The following is a 14154-nucleotide window of genomic DNA, read 5'->3' on the forward strand; positions in this document are numbered from 1 at the left end:
GCTTCCAGGCAGGTCTAGACCGCCAGGCAGCTCCTTTTGCAAACTTTTCTATTTCAATCAAGCAAGCAGATAGCTCTTCTTATTTTCTCATTAATGATTTACGAAGCAGAAACAGAAAGAAAGGTGCCCCCAGCAGCGTAGTGACTGCGCCGACTGGCAGGCTCGTCAAATGATTCTCCATGCCTGGGAATGGAACCCTGAGGGTTAGGCTTTGACCTATCCAATCTGAAGCAAGCAGCAGGAATGCTGAGAATAATGCACTGATCGGAAACCATAGAACAGGTCTTCTCCCTACGAGCAACGCTGCAATATGCGGTCCAATAAGTCCTATAAAGCCAATTGCTCCTACTACCGAAACGGACGCTGCCGTTAAGCCTGATGCAATAAGGAGTAGGATGAATCGGGACCTGCTCGCAGCCACGCCAAGTCCGGTCGCTGTCGAATCTCCCAATTGCAGCAATTCTGCTCTTCGTGCATATAGCATCGCTAATAGCAAGCCAGTCACTGCCCATGGCCAAAGTGCTGCAAAGCTGCTCCAGCCTCTGCCATTTAACGATCCGAAGGTCCAAAGAAAAATAGTCGACAACCCCTGCTGCCCATGGAGAAGAAATAATGATGTTACCGATTGCAATATAGCCGTCACAATCATTCCAATCAGCGCTAGACGGGCTGCATTGCTCTGCTGCCGAACGTTCAATGCAAAAACAAGTAAGACTGCGCCAAGCCCACCTGCCAGCGCAATAAAGGGCAGCGGTACTGCTGTCATCCATACGGCAGATGAAAAACTCGTCCATAGCACAGCGAACAGCACTGCTCCAGATGAAGCTCCAACCAGTCCTGGCTCAACGAGCGGATTTCGCATAATAGCTTGCAAGATCGCACCTGCTGTTCCCAGCATCATACCCGTCGCAATCGCGATTAAGGCACGGGGTAGACGCAGGTTCCAGACGATATGCCGATAACCTTCTTCTCCTCCACGATTAAACAATGCCAGAAGCACCTCATCTGAGGTAAGCAACGTTTTTCCAAGCCCAATATGAAGCACCAGCAGCACTGTAATACCGGCTAACAGCACCGCAGCAGTGAGCGAAAGCCGCCTCACTCGGATATAGATATACGATATGCGCTTTTTTTCAGACATCCACGCCGCCTCCTTGCCGCTTTCTGAGAAATTGGAGCAAGAAAAAACTACCGCCGAGCAATGTCGTCCATACACCTACTGGAATTTCCATTGGATAAAGTAGAAGTCGGGCAACTGTGTCCGCTGCAACGAGAAGAATACCACCACACAATGCCGATAAGGGTAGAATGAATCTTGCATCTAAGGTGCCAAGCAAAGCACGTACCAAATGCGGCGCGATTAATGCGATATAGCCAATCGGACCGCACTGCGCAACTGTGATAGCGATTAATCCTGTGCAGAGTGCCAGAATGGCAATTCGTGCGCGAAGCACCTTGACCCCAAGCCCGGCTGCTGCCTCATCGCCAAGCTGCAGCATATTTAGAGTACGGGTGAAAAAGAAAGCTATAGGCAGCGTAATAATCGCCCAAGGAAGCGTATGAAGCACATGCTCCCAGCTGCGGTTTGCCAGCGAACCTAATAAGTACGTATACAGCAGATTGACATCGTTGCTTGTCGCTAGGGCGATTAGAGCAATAAGCAATCCGTTTAGAATAGCTGATACGGACATGCCGATAAGCAGCATACCGACCGTACCACGGCTCCCCCTCGCGGCCAGCACAACGCATAATCCGCCTGCAAGTCCCCCTAGCAAGGCAAGAAAGGGGTGCAGCATCACGGATATAGGCAAATGCAGCACGGTAATCGCAGCCATAACAAGTGACGCACCAGAGGAGACGCCAAGCAGCTCAGGACCAGCCAGCTTATTGTTCATCGCCCCCTGCATAAGCGTACCTACAGCACCTAGCAGCATGCCAACCATTAGACCAAGAACGATTCTTGGTATTCTCATCTCCCATATGACTGTTCGCTGAAGCTCGCTTCCAACATTGGAGAATATAACGCCCAGCAGTTCAGCCCAAGTCATTGACGGAGATCCAGAGCTTACGTTTATCGCTGCTGCGCTGAGCAATACGCCAAATAAAAAAATCGGAAGAAGAACAATTCTTCTTCCGAGCGCATGTAGTTTTTTTTTCGCCTGCATGAATGTCTCTGCCTCCTAGAACAGATCCGGATACAGGAATTGAAGCGACTCATCCAGCAGAATGCCCAGGGAGCGGGTACCGCGGCCATCGCCCCAGATAGGCGAACGAACCTCAATTACTTTGTTTTCCTTAACAGCCTTCAGCTTGCTCCAAAGCGGCAGCTCTGCCATTTGCTCGGAAAGCGGCTTCGTACCGGGACTGTAGGAATAGCTTTCAATAAAGATTGCGTCCGGGTCCTCTTCCAGCAGCTTCTCAAGCGAATACGGTATGCTGCCCTCTCCGTATGGGTCCTCGGATGGGTCCTTTACTTGGAAGGGATAATGACTAACTTCTTTCAGAACGGAACCGCCTAACCCGCTGTCCGTTACAATAGCAAAGTTCACATCCGTGCCATACATAATCAAAGCCTTTTTATCCTTTGGCGCTTTCTGCTTCGCTGATTCAAGCTTGGCAAGGAAGTGATCTCCCGCTGTTTTTGCCTCCACCGTTTTGCCTGTCAGCTTCCCTATCGTTTCGAGGACGGCAATAGAATCTGAATATGTCTTCGGCTGTGCTAAATAGACCGGAGCAGCGCCATTCAACCCTTCTCGGAGCGCATCATGCACCCCCATCAGTCCAATAACGAGGTCAGGCTTTGCTGTTACGATGTCTTCTAGATTCGGTTCGAAAAAACTTCCGCCGATTGATGCGAATTTCTTCCCGTTATCTCCGTAGAACTCCGGCTCCGTTGCAATCGTGCGCACACCGCTTTCTGCAATCGCAACAGGCTCAAGACCAAGCTCGACCAATACATCGATACAAAGCGAAACAACGCAAGCAATTTTGGTTATCGGTTCCGTAAATTCAAGCTCCGTTCCCGATGCGTCTACAACCGTCTGCGGAACAAATGCATCGCTTGGAGCCTCCGTTTCAAGAGGAGCAGCCGCTTCCTCCGTCTGTGCTGATCCAATCGCTTCTTTATTTGCATTTTCATTGACCGTTGTGTTTCCACATGCCGCTGTCAATAGTACCAATGCAAGTAGCATACAGATGACAAGCTGATTTTTTATGTTCATGTTATAATTTCCCCTTATTTCATTTTAGTTTAATTGTAATTATTACGATTATAAAAAAAGTTAGACTTCAGCCTTGGACGTTGGCATGCTCTTCATAAGCTTTCGTACAGCGATGAAGAAGCAGGCAAAAGGAGCGATTATGTCCGATAAAAAACGAAGATAAATCGTAGCGGCTGCGTTCAGGCTCATATGTGATCAACACGCGATGCTTCATATACTGCGATGCAAAACGTACAAACTGTTCCGTCTGTTCACTCTCAAGGATGGTCACGTACGCATAGAGCGAATGATCAAGAGGATCGTCTTTCAAGCTTACCCCTGCACAGGAAAATTGTGTTGGGATTTGCAGCCTTCTCATCAAAGCAAGGGCAGGATATAGCTGGGCGTCGACTGCGAACGACTCCAGTACCATGGTCAGCTTATCCCTCTTTTTCACTTTTTCACGTTCTGCCCATTTCTCAAGCTCCAGTGACCTGCGTCCCCACAAAGCTTCCTTCTGAAGGCTGACTACTTGTTCAATACTGTTTTCCAGAGCTAGTTTTCCCAATATGTACACCTCCTGTCGCTTAAGAAAAACTCGGAATTATTAGATATACCCAAACTACGTGTTCAAATGCGGTTTATACTCCTCCAAAGCATGCTGCACATGGCTAACAGTCAGTGTGGAACTTTCGATAATTGCTTTTCTCTTCGCCTTCAGCACAATTTGCTCCATGTCCGCGAAGCTGCAGCCTTTGAGCGAAGCAGCTGCATGCTCTAGCGTTCGAGGCTCTTGACTAAATTCTCCAATCAACAGACGAATATACTCATTCCTGGTTGCGTCATCCGGCATTCCGTAAGTCATCTTTGTGTCGAACCTGCGCCAAACAGCATGATCCAGCTCCTCCTGCAAGTTCGTAGCCGCCATAAATACGCTGCCGCACTCGAATTCATCCAAGCATTGAAGGAGTGTATTGACTACCCTTGCCATTTCCTTTACCTCGTCGTTGTTTTCCCTTGTTCTCGCAATCGCATCAAATTCGTCAAGAAACAATACGCAGGGCGTAGCTTTGGCATACTCGAATATTTTGCGGACGTTGCTGGCCGTTTCACCAAGATGACTGTGAATGATCGTATCCAAGCGTACCAGTACTAGCGGAACATCAAGCTGCTGCGCCATATAGAATGCCGTCAACGTCTTCCCCGTCCCCGGCGGTCCGTACATGACAATTTTATTTGGAATCGGCACATCATGCTCTTCGAATTTTTCCTTCATTGCCAGAATGGTGAGAAACTCCTCTATAATCGTCCGATTGTCTGGTTGAAAAACCATTCGTTTAACCTTGCGCGCACAATCCTTCGCTGTATAATAGGATGCCATCTCCGAGCCTTTCGCTCTAGGAAGGCGATTATTATTATTTTTACTCATTGCTCATAAGGCTCCTTTAGCTCAGAATATATTTATACGTAATCATTACGTTGTAAGTATATCAGAATGATTACGATTTGAAAACCTAATTCAAGTAACGACTATTTTCCACGCAAAAGCCCCTAAAGCAACATCGACCTCCCATACGGGTTTCACAATGTTTCCTTTAGGGGCTTTAGTCTAACCGTCAATTCGATCGTTCTTGTCTTCTTCAGGGCTTAAGATACGGCTTTCCGACCTCGCTTGCATTCACCTTTGCTGCAGTTCTTATACGTTCCTGTGAAATCCAGTCGATGATCGATAACCTTGAAGCCAAATTCACGCTCAATGCGCTGCTCAATCTCGATGAGCCAATCCTCTTTAATTTCTGTAAGCGAACCGCATTCGTTGCAGATCAGATGATGATGCATATGCTCATGGCCTTCCTCGCGCAAATCATAACGCGCCACACCGTCACCGAAATTCATTTTTTCTACAACATGAAGCTCGGCGAGCAGCTCAAGCGTACGATAAACGGTAGCTAAGCCGATCTCAGAATATTTTTGCTTAACGAGCATGAAGACGCCTTCTGCGCTCAAGTGATCCATTTCATTCTCGAGCAGTACTCGCAATATAATTTCACGCTGTGTCGTAAGCTTATATCCATTGTCGATCAAATGCCGATTTATTCGGTCCATTTCTGCGTTGATATTTAACATGCAGAGATACCTCCTTCTATTCAGAAGCCTCATAAAATAGAGACAGCTCATTCATGAAAAGGCTTACTTTTAGAATCATTATAATTTAATGGTAGTATACTTTTACGAAATTAGCAAATACCATATTTTTATAAGGTATCAAAGTGCCCGCCTTGACATAGTGAACCGTTATCGTCTATGATACAACTACATTTGATCGTAAATATTACTAATAAAGGACAGGTGAATAAAATGAAGCCAGGTATACATCCCACTTACCAGCAAGTATTGTTTTTTGACGTAAGCAGCGGCTTTAAAATACTGACAGGCTCCACAAAATCATCGAATGAAAAGATGGAATGGGAAGACGGCAACAGCTATCCGGTTATTCGTGTAGATACAAGCTCTGCATCGCATCCCTTCTATACAGGCAAGCAGCGCAACACAGATAAAGGCGGACGAGTTGATCGCTTTAACCAACGCATCCAACAAAAGAAATAAAGGAAGAAGAAACGCCTGACGGTGTCCATGTTATAAACACCATCGTTTCAGCGAAACGCATAGAGAACGTATGAGTAAACTCATATCCTTTGTTATATTTCAAATAAAGCTCTTAACAGCCAAGTCGTAATTTCTCGGCTGTTAAGAGCTTCTTTGTATGAAATAGATGATTATAATACGGCAGATATACCACCGTCGATGTTAACCGCAGTACCTGTAACAAACGACGCTGCATCTGATACGAGGAAGCCGATGACGTTGGCCGCCTCCTGGGCATTCCCAATACGTCCAAGCGGTATGCCGTGACGTGGATCAGCTGCAAATTCCTCCCAGCTTAGCTCAGGCGCCTTAGCTTGCCACATACGTTCAATCTGCGCACTGCGAATAAGACCGATACATACAGCGTTGACACGGATGCCTTCTGCTGCTAAATCCTTGCTCATCGCTTTCGTAAGCGCAAGTCCAGCCGCACGGCTCACAGAGGTCGGCAGCGAGGATGCTCCCGGCGTTTTTCCGCCAATCGCCGTGACATTAACGATAGCGCCTCCTCCTGCCTTACGCATATGAGGCAATGCTTCGCGGGAGAATTGAACAGCACCAAGCAGCTTCAGATCCAAATCTGCCGTCCAAGCTTCATCTGGCACTTGGTCGAACCGACTTGCTGCTGAGGTTCCCGCATTGTTCACAAGAATATGTACGCTGCCGAATTTTCCGACCGTCTCTCCGATTACACGGGCAGCCTCTTCCCGCTTCGAGACATCTGCGCTGATTGCAAGCACTGCTTTGCCTGTCTGCTCTTCAATACGCGCTGCTGCGCTGCGAAGAGACTCTTCTTCCCGTGCAACAATCGTGACCTCCGCGCCCTCTGATGCAAGCAGCAGCGCAGTAGCAAATCCGATGCCTTTGCTCCCGCCTGTCACGACTGCAACCTTACCTTTAAGCCCTAGCTCCATATGTTATCCTCCTCTGCTGCGATGCAGCTCATTATTTCTGCACCGTTCGGATTACCCTCTGAACCTCTTCATTTATATCTACTTCCGTATGGGCTGGTAAATTCACAATAAAGATACCGCCGAACACCTGCTGCGATTTGCCTTGCCAATCGCGAATTTTGTTTTTAAGCAGCTTCAGCTCAAGAGAGTAAATAACCTCCTTGCTAAGCAGCCAGTTATGGCGCGTAAATGTTGATTTCTCGATTGTTTCAATGTAAATGGAAACATCCTGCAATGTTTTCACGCGGATCACATCTCCGAAGGCCACGTTTTCCGTGAACACGGGATTCTCTTCTATGCGATAAATGTCCTTATCCAGTTGAATGACATCTAATACTTCAACCTCTTGGCCTGCCCCGTCGAAGCTAAGATGCAACGGTATAAAATCTTGAATGCGGCTCACCCTCTATATCTATTTTCAGTGAAGCTTCAATACAGCAGTCTTAGCTGATAGCCACGCTCGTAAAGTGCTCTACGATCGGGAATGGATCGTAATAGTGATGCAGATACTGCTTCCACTGCAAGTATTCCTCGGAACCGCGAAAACCTTTCGTATGATCCTCAAGCGTTTCCCATCTCACGAGCAAAATATATTTGTGGCTCGCTTCCAGGCATTTCTGCAACTCATGTCCGCAATAGCCCTTCATGCTCGAGATGATAGCCGAAGCGAGCTTGAAATCACGCTCGAATGCCTCTGTCATGCCTTCCTTGATCTGCAGCATTGCAACTTCCAGCACCATCGTATCAGCTCCTCTATATGAATCTAGCATATACGAATTACTTCCAAATTGCCACATGCTGTCCGTTGCGCTCCGCAAAGAAGCAAGCCCTCATAAGTAGCTTTCATTAGTTATATAAATCCAGCTGGCCAGCCGCGGTTAATCGGATCGTCAGTAACAATGTATGATACAGACTCCGAATCCCTCGACTTTCAGCCGTACTCTTTCAATGACCTCCTATAATCATAAAAAAGTTGCTGCATGGAAACATTATTTGAACAGGACAAAAACCAAGTGGAGGTCAATCTTGCTATATATCTACAGCTCTTCGCTGCTATTATCCGGATTGCTTATCGTAAATGCTGTTTACTCCTACCAGAGCAAGCACATTGACCCGCATTTTTGGACAACCTTTAAGTTCCAGCTGCTGGTATTACCGCTGTTCCTGCTTGCCAATCTCTGTATTGGCTATGGTGTTAAGTTCGGATACAAAGCACTCGGAAGCTTAGGCTACGTACTGCTTGCCTCTAAGGGGCTCGAGCTGTTTGTATCTCTTCTTATGGGCTATATCTTTATGAAGGAATCACCCTCGTGGCGAACGTGGATAGGGCTTGCTATTATTTTCATCGGCTTTTTTGTTGCGAAGGGGAAATAAGCAATCTTCTTCTGTTGCACACGCGTCCATCGACACTTCTGTCGAACAGAAATAAAGAGCTGTCTCACAAGGTATTCAGCCTTGTGAGACAGCCCTTCGCAAAGATGCAAGCCACTGATCTTATAAAGTTAGAATATCTACTCCCAGTGCTGGTAGCGTCATCTTCCGTTCCGATCTCTCGCTCGTCAACAAGCTGCGATAGGGAACGTCAAGAGTAACCTCTCGTTGCTCATTCGTCAAATTGATCAGGAACAGGAAGCTTTCCTCGCCCTTCGTTCGAATCGACAGTTCTACACCTTCCGGCAGCTGGAGCTTGGGCGCCAAACCCTTTTCCTTCAATATACCTTCGAACAGCTGATAGAAATACGATGGCTCCGGCCAAGTGCCGACATAATACACTTCACCTTCACCAAGCTTATTGACAGTAACCGCCGGCACACCCTCGAAAAAATCGTTGTCATACCAGGCAATCGGTTCTGCTCCTCGCAATTCAAGCAGATCACACCATTGCTTTGCATCGAATGTCTGGCCCTCCGCGTTCCGAATTCGATGCTCGCTGTTGCCGATTGCATCATATTCACTAACGACTACACCCGCCGCTTCCGCCAGCAGCCCCGGCAGAGGCAGCATCTCACATACATTCCTCATGTTCTTCACGCCTGTCCGATTGGTGAGGACGACCGTGCCGCCTCCGGCCGCAAACCGCTCCAGCCGCTGGGCTACTTCTTCACTTAACAGGAAGAGGGAAGGGACAATGACCAGCTTGTAGCCATCAAGCTCCTCGGTCCAGTTGATAACGTCCGTACCGACGCCCATTTTTAGAAATGCATTGTGCATAGAGGACAAATTGTCTATATAGTGCATTCCTCCCTCTGCCTGTGGCTGAAGGGAAAGCGCCGTATGCTGGTCATGCGAATGCAGAATCGCAACCTGGGTAACGATTGTTGAGCCAGCAAGCCGTTCTCCTAGCTGGTTCACCTCGCGAGTAAGCTCCGCAAACTCCTTGAACCTGCGTCCAGGAACATTGCTATGATCAATAAGCCCGTGCCAGAACTGTTCGGCTCCGACGGCAGCACTCCGCCAGCGGAAATGGACGACCATATCCGCGCCGCGGGCGATTGTCTGCCAGGAACGAGCTCGGATCAGTCCAGGATAAGGGGTGCGTTGAATCGGCATCCAAGCGCCTTGCGGTCCGCTGAGCTGCTCCATTACCCAGAAATTACGGCGCTTGATGCCGCGAACCAAGTCAAGCGACAGCGCTCCGTTTCTCGGAAACCGATCGCCATAATCCCGATACAGCTCATTCGGATAATAATCGACAGAAACGAAGTCTAGTTCTTTGTGAAGATCATAATAGTCCAGGGTATTCGGAAATTGCCACATGTTATGCGTTGCGAATTGGCCTGGACAGTTTCTCCGTAGAATTTCAAGCTGCCATCCCAGCAGATAGCCTACGCTGTCCGAGCAGAATCGCTTGTATTCCAGAAGATAAGAAGGATTCATCGGCTTGCTGCCACCGAGCGGCGTCGTTACCTCGGCCCAACTGCTGTACTCCCCGCTCCAGACGACCGTACCCCACTCCCGATTCAACTCTTCCAGAGTCGAATAACGCTTCTGGAGCCAAGCGACAAATGCACGATTGCACGTATCGCAATGGCATTCCTGGTAGTGCATCTCGTTATCGATTTGCCAGCCAATGACGGCAGGATGCTTCGCATAGCGCTGTGATATCGCTTCCACAAATTTGGAGCCCAGCATTCTCAAGGAGTAGCTGTTGTTGCAGCGATGTCCACGCACACCCGGCCGAATGATTTGACGTTGTTCATTCATTGGCAGCACATCCGGATAACGGGTTGTCATCCAGTTCGGCGGGGTATTAGTGGGTGTACATAACACGATCTCCATGCCGCGTGCGGCGAATACTTCTATAGCCGCATCCAACCATTCAAACCGATAATCACCCTCGTTCGGTTCCATTCGGCTCCAGGCGAACTCCGCCATTCGCACAACAGAAACACCAGTCTCTTGCATAAGCACTGCATCCTTCTCCCATAGCTCGGGAGCCCATTGCTCTGGATAGTAATCAATTCCGATCTTAATTGTCATCCTGTGATCTCCTTTATTCATCAATATATTACGATTATATGGTATATTAATTAGAGTGAATATCTTAAATAATTAATATGATATAACAATATTAAGTTAATAGGAGAGTTGTTCGCATGCCTCATCCCAATCGCGCATTCCCGGTACTATCCGCCCGAGACAAGCTGCTCCCTTTTTATTTAATTGGCATTGGTCTTCATCATGAACAGGAGCATATACGCCGAGACCCAGGCATTCAGGATTATCAGTGGATTCAATGCCGCAGTGGCAAGGGCAAGCTCAAGTTAAGTGATACCGAGTATATCGTCAATCCAGGCATGGGCATGCTGCTGTTCCCCGGCCAGAAGCACGAATATTATGCTTTATCGGGAAGCTGGGAAGTTGACTGGATCATCTTCGACGGCAGCGGGTCAGCGAGCTTATTTGAAACAGTCGGCATTGTAGACACCTGTGTATTCGCGCTGGCATCACCCGAATACCTTCTATCCCGAATGCGGGAACTGCTGCATGCCGCCCTTACACCGCATGAGCAAACGCTAAGCAATTACAGCTGCTCTGCTATCCTCTATACTTTATTGACGGAAATTATCCAGCGAGTTTCTGTCGAGGGCAGCGATACCGTCGGGCAGCAGTATGAGCGGTTAAAGCCTGTCCTGGACTATATTGACCAGCATTATTCCGAAGACATATCTTTGCAGACGCTCGCTGGACTGATGTGTGTCACACCGGAATACTTCTGCCATTTGTTCAAGAAGACGACAGGCATTCGTCCAATCAGCTATGTCAATCAGGTAAGGATCAACAAGAGCAAGGAATTGCTGCTCGACAATGTGCAGCACGGGATGCAGGATATTGCTCATCAAGTCGGCTTCGAATCTGCCAGCTATTATGGAGCAATCTTCAAGAAGTTGGAACAGCTCACACCCGGAGCCTTCCGCCGCAGCTATCAGAAGTCATAACATATGTACTGTCCAAGTTCGTTCGGGATAGTACATGTATACCTAGACAACATGGAAACAAAATCATTGGAATCAAGTAGGAGGGGGAGACTAGCTCAACCGGGTTCATCCGTTCTTTTCCACGCATATATAAAGCTTTTTGGAAGTGTTATCCTACTCCTCATTTTCACGGCCGCTACGCTAGTCCCTCTCCTTACTCTCTCTGTTTTTGCGATCCTTCTTCTGTTCTTTTTCACGTTCCTTTTCACGTTCCTTTTCACGTTCCTTTTCACGTTCCTTTTCACGTTTTTTTTCAGATTTATTATTGCGCTTTTCTTTTGCACGATCTTCCTTGTTCTTCTTCTCATTATCCTTGTCGTTCTTTTCTTCATCCTTAGCTTTGTCTATATTATTACCGTTGTTTTTTTTCAACATAAGCTCAGGGGACTGCGGGAAGGACAGAATCGGTTCATCCTTCAAAGCCGCTGTGAACAAGGCTTGGAATACGATTGCCGCGGCTTTGGAACTCGTCGACAAGTAATGGGTGCTGTCGGTTTTATCGTAGCCTAGCCACACCGCTCCAACAAGCTGAGGCGTATAGCCTACAAACCAGTTATCTTTGGCACTATAGCCCTTCGTACCTGGCATTTGAGTCGTTCCGGATTTGCCTGCAAGCGGGCGGCCTTCTAACGCTGCGGAAGTTCCTGTTCCCTCTTGAATAACCCCCTGCAGCATCGCCGTCATCATGCGGGCAATCGATGGCTCCGTCACCTTCGTACTGCCCTTATCTTGCTCGAATAAAGTCAGCACTTCACCTTCAGCGGATTCGATCCGTGTTATCGCATGCGCATCCATCCGTACGCCGTCATTCGCAAAAACACCGAACGCCTCAGCCATATGAATCGGTGCAACGCCTTCGTGCAGACCGCCAAGTGCGAGACCGAGCGTGTTGTCTTCGTCTGTCAAAGGTATGCCGAACCTCTCTGCCGCATCGATTCCCGTTTGAACACCCATTTCATTCAATAACTTCACAGCAGGAACATTGTAGGAGTGAATCAGCGCTTCATATAAGGATACCTTTCCGTGAAAAATACCGTCTGCGTTCTGTGGATCATAGCCATTAAGGTTCACAGGCTCGTCCACCAGCTCGTCCACTGGCATATGGCCAAGCTCCAATGCGGGCGTATAAACGACTGCCGGCTTGATCGTGGAGCCTGGCTGACGTTTTAGCTGCGTAGCTCTGTTAAAGCCGCGGAAAGGCTGCTCGCCTCTTCCACCAACAAGTGCGCGAATCCCGCCATCACGCGGATCTACAAGAATAGCACCGCTCTGAATAAGCTGATCATGTGCACTCTCAGGAAACAATGCATCCTTCGCATACACCTGCTCGGCCGCTTTCTGCATATCCGTATTCAATTCGGTATAAATCCGTAATCCGCCCTGCAGTACCTCGTTCTCCGATAGCCCATACTCCGCCATCGCTTCGCGAATGATTTGATCCACATAATAAGGATATTGAATGTCATCTACCCGATTAGGCTTGGCGCTTAACAACGTAATTGGCTCATTAATCGCATCCTTATAGGAGTCATCGCTAATCCATCCTTGCTCCTTCATGAGCTGAAGCACAACATTTCGTCTTTCCAACGCTTTCTCCTTATGCTTGTAAGGAGTAAGTGCTGACGGCGCTTTGATTAATCCGGCCAGCAATGCAGCTTCCGCTACGGTCAACTGCTCAGCCTTCTTGCCAAAATAAATATTCGAAGCCCGATCAAGTCCCCATGCGCCTTCCCCATAATAAATTTGATTTAGATACATCCCCATAATTTGCTGTTTACTGTAATGCTCCTCAATCTTTTGCGCTAGCAGCAACTCGCTCCATTTCCTCGACCACGTCCGCTCCTGCGACAGGAATACGTTTTTGGCTAGCTGCTGGGTAATCGTGCTCCCACCTTGAACGGTTCCACCTGAGGTAAGGTTAGTCACAAAAGCACGGCTTATCGCGCGTACATCCATTCCGTCATGCTCGAAAAAACGCTTATCCTCCACCGCAACAACAGCATCAATCATATGTTTTGGAATAGCAGAATACTCAATTTCTTCAATCTTATTGAATGCAATGCGGCTCGCTTCTTGACCATTCTCGTCATATACGACAGTTGCTGCGGACAGCGGCACATCGAGCCTCTCAATGTCCTGCGCATCAATCATGAGCCGGACTGTGGTCCATCCGCCCAGTATCATTACGAGCATAAGTGCCAGAGCCAATATGAATAACATTTTTATCGTTTTTCTTCTTTTCGACAATTCCTTTTTTTTGTTCATGCTGCTTCCTCCAAGCTGTAACGAATCTACTATTCACACTATTCGCAGGCTGCACATATTTTCAGCACATGAGCTTCTACTCCAATTTCTGCAAGCAATTAATACACACAAAAAATGCCAGAGCGCAGCAGCCTGCTCCCTAGCATTTTTTAGACTGATTCAAGTAATAATAAACAGCTTGCTTCCACATTCATTCACGAAGAAGCATGAAGCAGCACTGTCTAACCTTCCTATCGTCAGCTTTGATCTATTGGATTACGCCTGCAGCAACAGATGAGAAGACCCCTCATAAGCCTCCGCCAGCAGCCGATTCATATTTTCCCGCTTATTCAGAAACTGCTTGTACTGCACCCACGCAATTTCATCCTCCGAATTCGCTTCCAGATAGGTCTCCAACTCCTCAATCGTCTGCTCAATCTCATACCATAGTTCACCGTTCCCATGACTTTTCGCATTGTTGCTGCTGAGCTGTTTCCATTCCTCAATCAACGTATTGGCCTCCTGCTGCCCTATCCTATGTTTTTGCAAAGCTACGTGAAGTTCTGCAGCAATAGGGCTTCGTTGACTACTATATGCAAAATGGCAAGGATAAGAACCATATCATCGAAAATA

General features: G+C 47.8%; 15 protein-coding genes. 3 read left to right on the forward strand and 12 right to left on the reverse strand.

The annotated features are described in order from the left end of the window. Positions 1 to 79: 79 nt before the first annotated feature. The 6 genes from FGT79_RS11075 to fur form a co-directional block, all read right to left on the reverse strand. Positions 80 to 1141: a FecCD family ABC transporter permease gene (locus FGT79_RS11075; protein WP_138752707.1), complete on the reverse strand. Its 1062-nt coding sequence runs from the start codon at positions 1139 to 1141 to the stop codon at positions 80 to 82. Continuing rightward, positions 1134 to 2165: a FecCD family ABC transporter permease gene (locus tag FGT79_RS11080; RefSeq protein WP_138752708.1), complete on the reverse strand. Its 1032-nt coding sequence runs from the start codon at positions 2163 to 2165 to the stop codon at positions 1134 to 1136. The genes FGT79_RS11075 and FGT79_RS11080 overlap by 8 nt, the downstream gene beginning before the upstream one ends. A gap of 15 nt (positions 2166 to 2180) precedes the next feature. Next, entirely contained in the window at positions 2181 to 3221 is a 1041-nt protein-coding gene (locus FGT79_RS11085) for an ABC transporter substrate-binding protein (protein ID WP_138752709.1), read from the reverse strand. Positions 3222 to 3288: 67 nt separating this feature from the next. Further along, the gene (locus FGT79_RS11090) at positions 3289 to 3768 is read right to left on the reverse strand and encodes a hypothetical protein (protein WP_246096267.1); all 480 of its coding nucleotides are present in this window, start codon (positions 3766 to 3768) and stop codon (positions 3289 to 3291) included. A gap of 54 nt (positions 3769 to 3822) precedes the next feature. Beyond that, entirely contained in the window at positions 3823 to 4629 is an 807-nt protein-coding gene (locus FGT79_RS11095; protein WP_138752710.1) for an AAA family ATPase, read from the reverse strand. 218 nt (positions 4630 to 4847) lie between these two features. After that, on the reverse strand, positions 4848 to 5327 hold the full coding sequence (gene fur, locus FGT79_RS11100) for a ferric iron uptake transcriptional regulator (RefSeq protein ID WP_138752711.1): 480 nt from the start codon (positions 5325 to 5327) through the stop codon (positions 4848 to 4850). Between the two features lie 231 nt (positions 5328 to 5558). Here fur and FGT79_RS11105 point away from each other — a divergent pair, with 231 nt between their 5' ends. After that, positions 5559 to 5807, forward strand: coding sequence for a type B 50S ribosomal protein L31 (locus FGT79_RS11105; RefSeq protein ID WP_138752712.1), 249 nt, complete (start codon positions 5559 to 5561; stop codon positions 5805 to 5807). Between the two features lie 170 nt (positions 5808 to 5977). Here the strand turns inward: FGT79_RS11105 and FGT79_RS11110 are convergent, their stop codons facing one another. Genes FGT79_RS11110 through FGT79_RS11120 form a run of 3 tightly spaced genes read right to left on the reverse strand, consistent with a single transcriptional unit; the run spans position 5978 to position 7539 of the window. Beyond that, entirely contained in the window at positions 5978 to 6760 is a 783-nt protein-coding gene (locus FGT79_RS11110; RefSeq protein WP_138752713.1) for an SDR family NAD(P)-dependent oxidoreductase, read from the reverse strand. A 31-nt stretch (positions 6761 to 6791) separates the two neighbouring features. Continuing rightward, positions 6792 to 7202: a DUF4265 domain-containing protein gene (locus FGT79_RS11115; RefSeq protein WP_138752714.1), complete on the reverse strand. Its 411-nt coding sequence runs from the start codon at positions 7200 to 7202 to the stop codon at positions 6792 to 6794. Between the two features lie 40 nt (positions 7203 to 7242). After that, positions 7243 to 7539 carry an antibiotic biosynthesis monooxygenase family protein gene (locus tag FGT79_RS11120; protein ID WP_138752715.1) on the reverse strand — a complete coding sequence of 99 codons (297 nt, stop codon included), beginning with the start codon at positions 7537 to 7539 and terminating at the stop codon, positions 7243 to 7245. Between the two features lie 286 nt (positions 7540 to 7825). On the opposite strand from FGT79_RS11120, the gene FGT79_RS11125 reads away from it, so the two are divergent. Further along, entirely contained in the window at positions 7826 to 8173 is a 348-nt protein-coding gene (locus FGT79_RS11125) for a hypothetical protein (RefSeq protein WP_138752716.1), read from the forward strand. A 120-nt stretch (positions 8174 to 8293) separates the two neighbouring features. On the opposite strand, the gene FGT79_RS11130 is transcribed toward FGT79_RS11125, so the two are convergent. Continuing rightward, a complete protein-coding gene (locus FGT79_RS11130; protein ID WP_138752717.1) occupies positions 8294 to 10279 on the reverse strand; it encodes a beta-galactosidase in 1986 nt (661 codons plus the stop codon). Positions 10280 to 10395: 116 nt separating this feature from the next. Between FGT79_RS11130 and FGT79_RS11135 the strand changes: the two genes are divergently transcribed. Next, complete coding sequence (locus tag FGT79_RS11135; protein WP_138752718.1) at positions 10396 to 11238, forward strand: helix-turn-helix transcriptional regulator; 843 nt, start codon at positions 10396 to 10398, stop codon at positions 11236 to 11238. A gap of 180 nt (positions 11239 to 11418) precedes the next feature. Here the strand turns inward: FGT79_RS11135 and FGT79_RS11140 are convergent, their stop codons facing one another. Both FGT79_RS11140 and FGT79_RS11145 read right to left on the reverse strand, forming a co-directional pair. Further along, positions 11419 to 13542 carry a transglycosylase domain-containing protein gene (locus FGT79_RS11140; RefSeq protein ID WP_138752719.1) on the reverse strand — a complete coding sequence of 708 codons (2124 nt, stop codon included), beginning with the start codon at positions 13540 to 13542 and terminating at the stop codon, positions 11419 to 11421. A 255-nt stretch (positions 13543 to 13797) separates the two neighbouring features. Next, positions 13798 to 14031, reverse strand: a complete 234-nt coding sequence (locus tag FGT79_RS11145) for a hypothetical protein (RefSeq protein WP_138752720.1) — start codon at positions 14029 to 14031, stop codon at positions 13798 to 13800. Between the last annotated feature and the right edge of the window lie 123 nt (positions 14032 to 14154).

This window comes from Paenibacillus sinopodophylli (assembly GCF_005930355.1).
Classification (GTDB): domain Bacteria; phylum Bacillota; class Bacilli; order Paenibacillales; family Paenibacillaceae; genus Pristimantibacillus; species Pristimantibacillus sinopodophylli.

Bases quoted from the DNA above. Each gene is read 5' to 3' on its own strand.
- FGT79_RS11075 (WP_138752707.1), bottom strand. From the start codon at position 1,141: ATGTCTGAAAAAAAGCGCATATCGTATATCTATATCCGAGTGAGGCGG.
- FGT79_RS11080 (WP_138752708.1), bottom strand. From the start codon at position 2,165: ATGCAGGCGAAAAAAAAACTACATGCGCTCGGAAGAAGAATTGTTCTT.
- FGT79_RS11085 (WP_138752709.1), bottom strand. From the start codon at position 3,221: ATGAACATAAAAAATCAGCTTGTCATCTGTATGCTACTTGCATTGGTA.
- FGT79_RS11095 (WP_138752710.1), bottom strand. From the start codon at position 4,629: ATGAGTAAAAATAATAATAATCGCCTTCCTAGAGCGAAAGGCTCGGAG.
- fur (WP_138752711.1), bottom strand. From the start codon at position 5,327: ATGTTAAATATCAACGCAGAAATGGACCGAATAAATCGGCATTTGATC.
- FGT79_RS11105 (WP_138752712.1), top strand. From the start codon at position 5,559: ATGAAGCCAGGTATACATCCCACTTACCAGCAAGTATTGTTTTTTGAC.
- FGT79_RS11110 (WP_138752713.1), bottom strand. From the start codon at position 6,760: ATGGAGCTAGGGCTTAAAGGTAAGGTTGCAGTCGTGACAGGCGGGAGC.
- FGT79_RS11120 (WP_138752715.1), bottom strand. From the start codon at position 7,539: ATGGTGCTGGAAGTTGCAATGCTGCAGATCAAGGAAGGCATGACAGAG.
- FGT79_RS11130 (WP_138752717.1), bottom strand. From the start codon at position 10,279: ATGACAATTAAGATCGGAATTGATTACTATCCAGAGCAATGGGCTCCC.
- FGT79_RS11135 (WP_138752718.1), top strand. From the start codon at position 10,396: ATGCCTCATCCCAATCGCGCATTCCCGGTACTATCCGCCCGAGACAAG.
- FGT79_RS11140 (WP_138752719.1), bottom strand. From the start codon at position 13,542: ATGAACAAAAAAAAGGAATTGTCGAAAAGAAGAAAAACGATAAAAATG.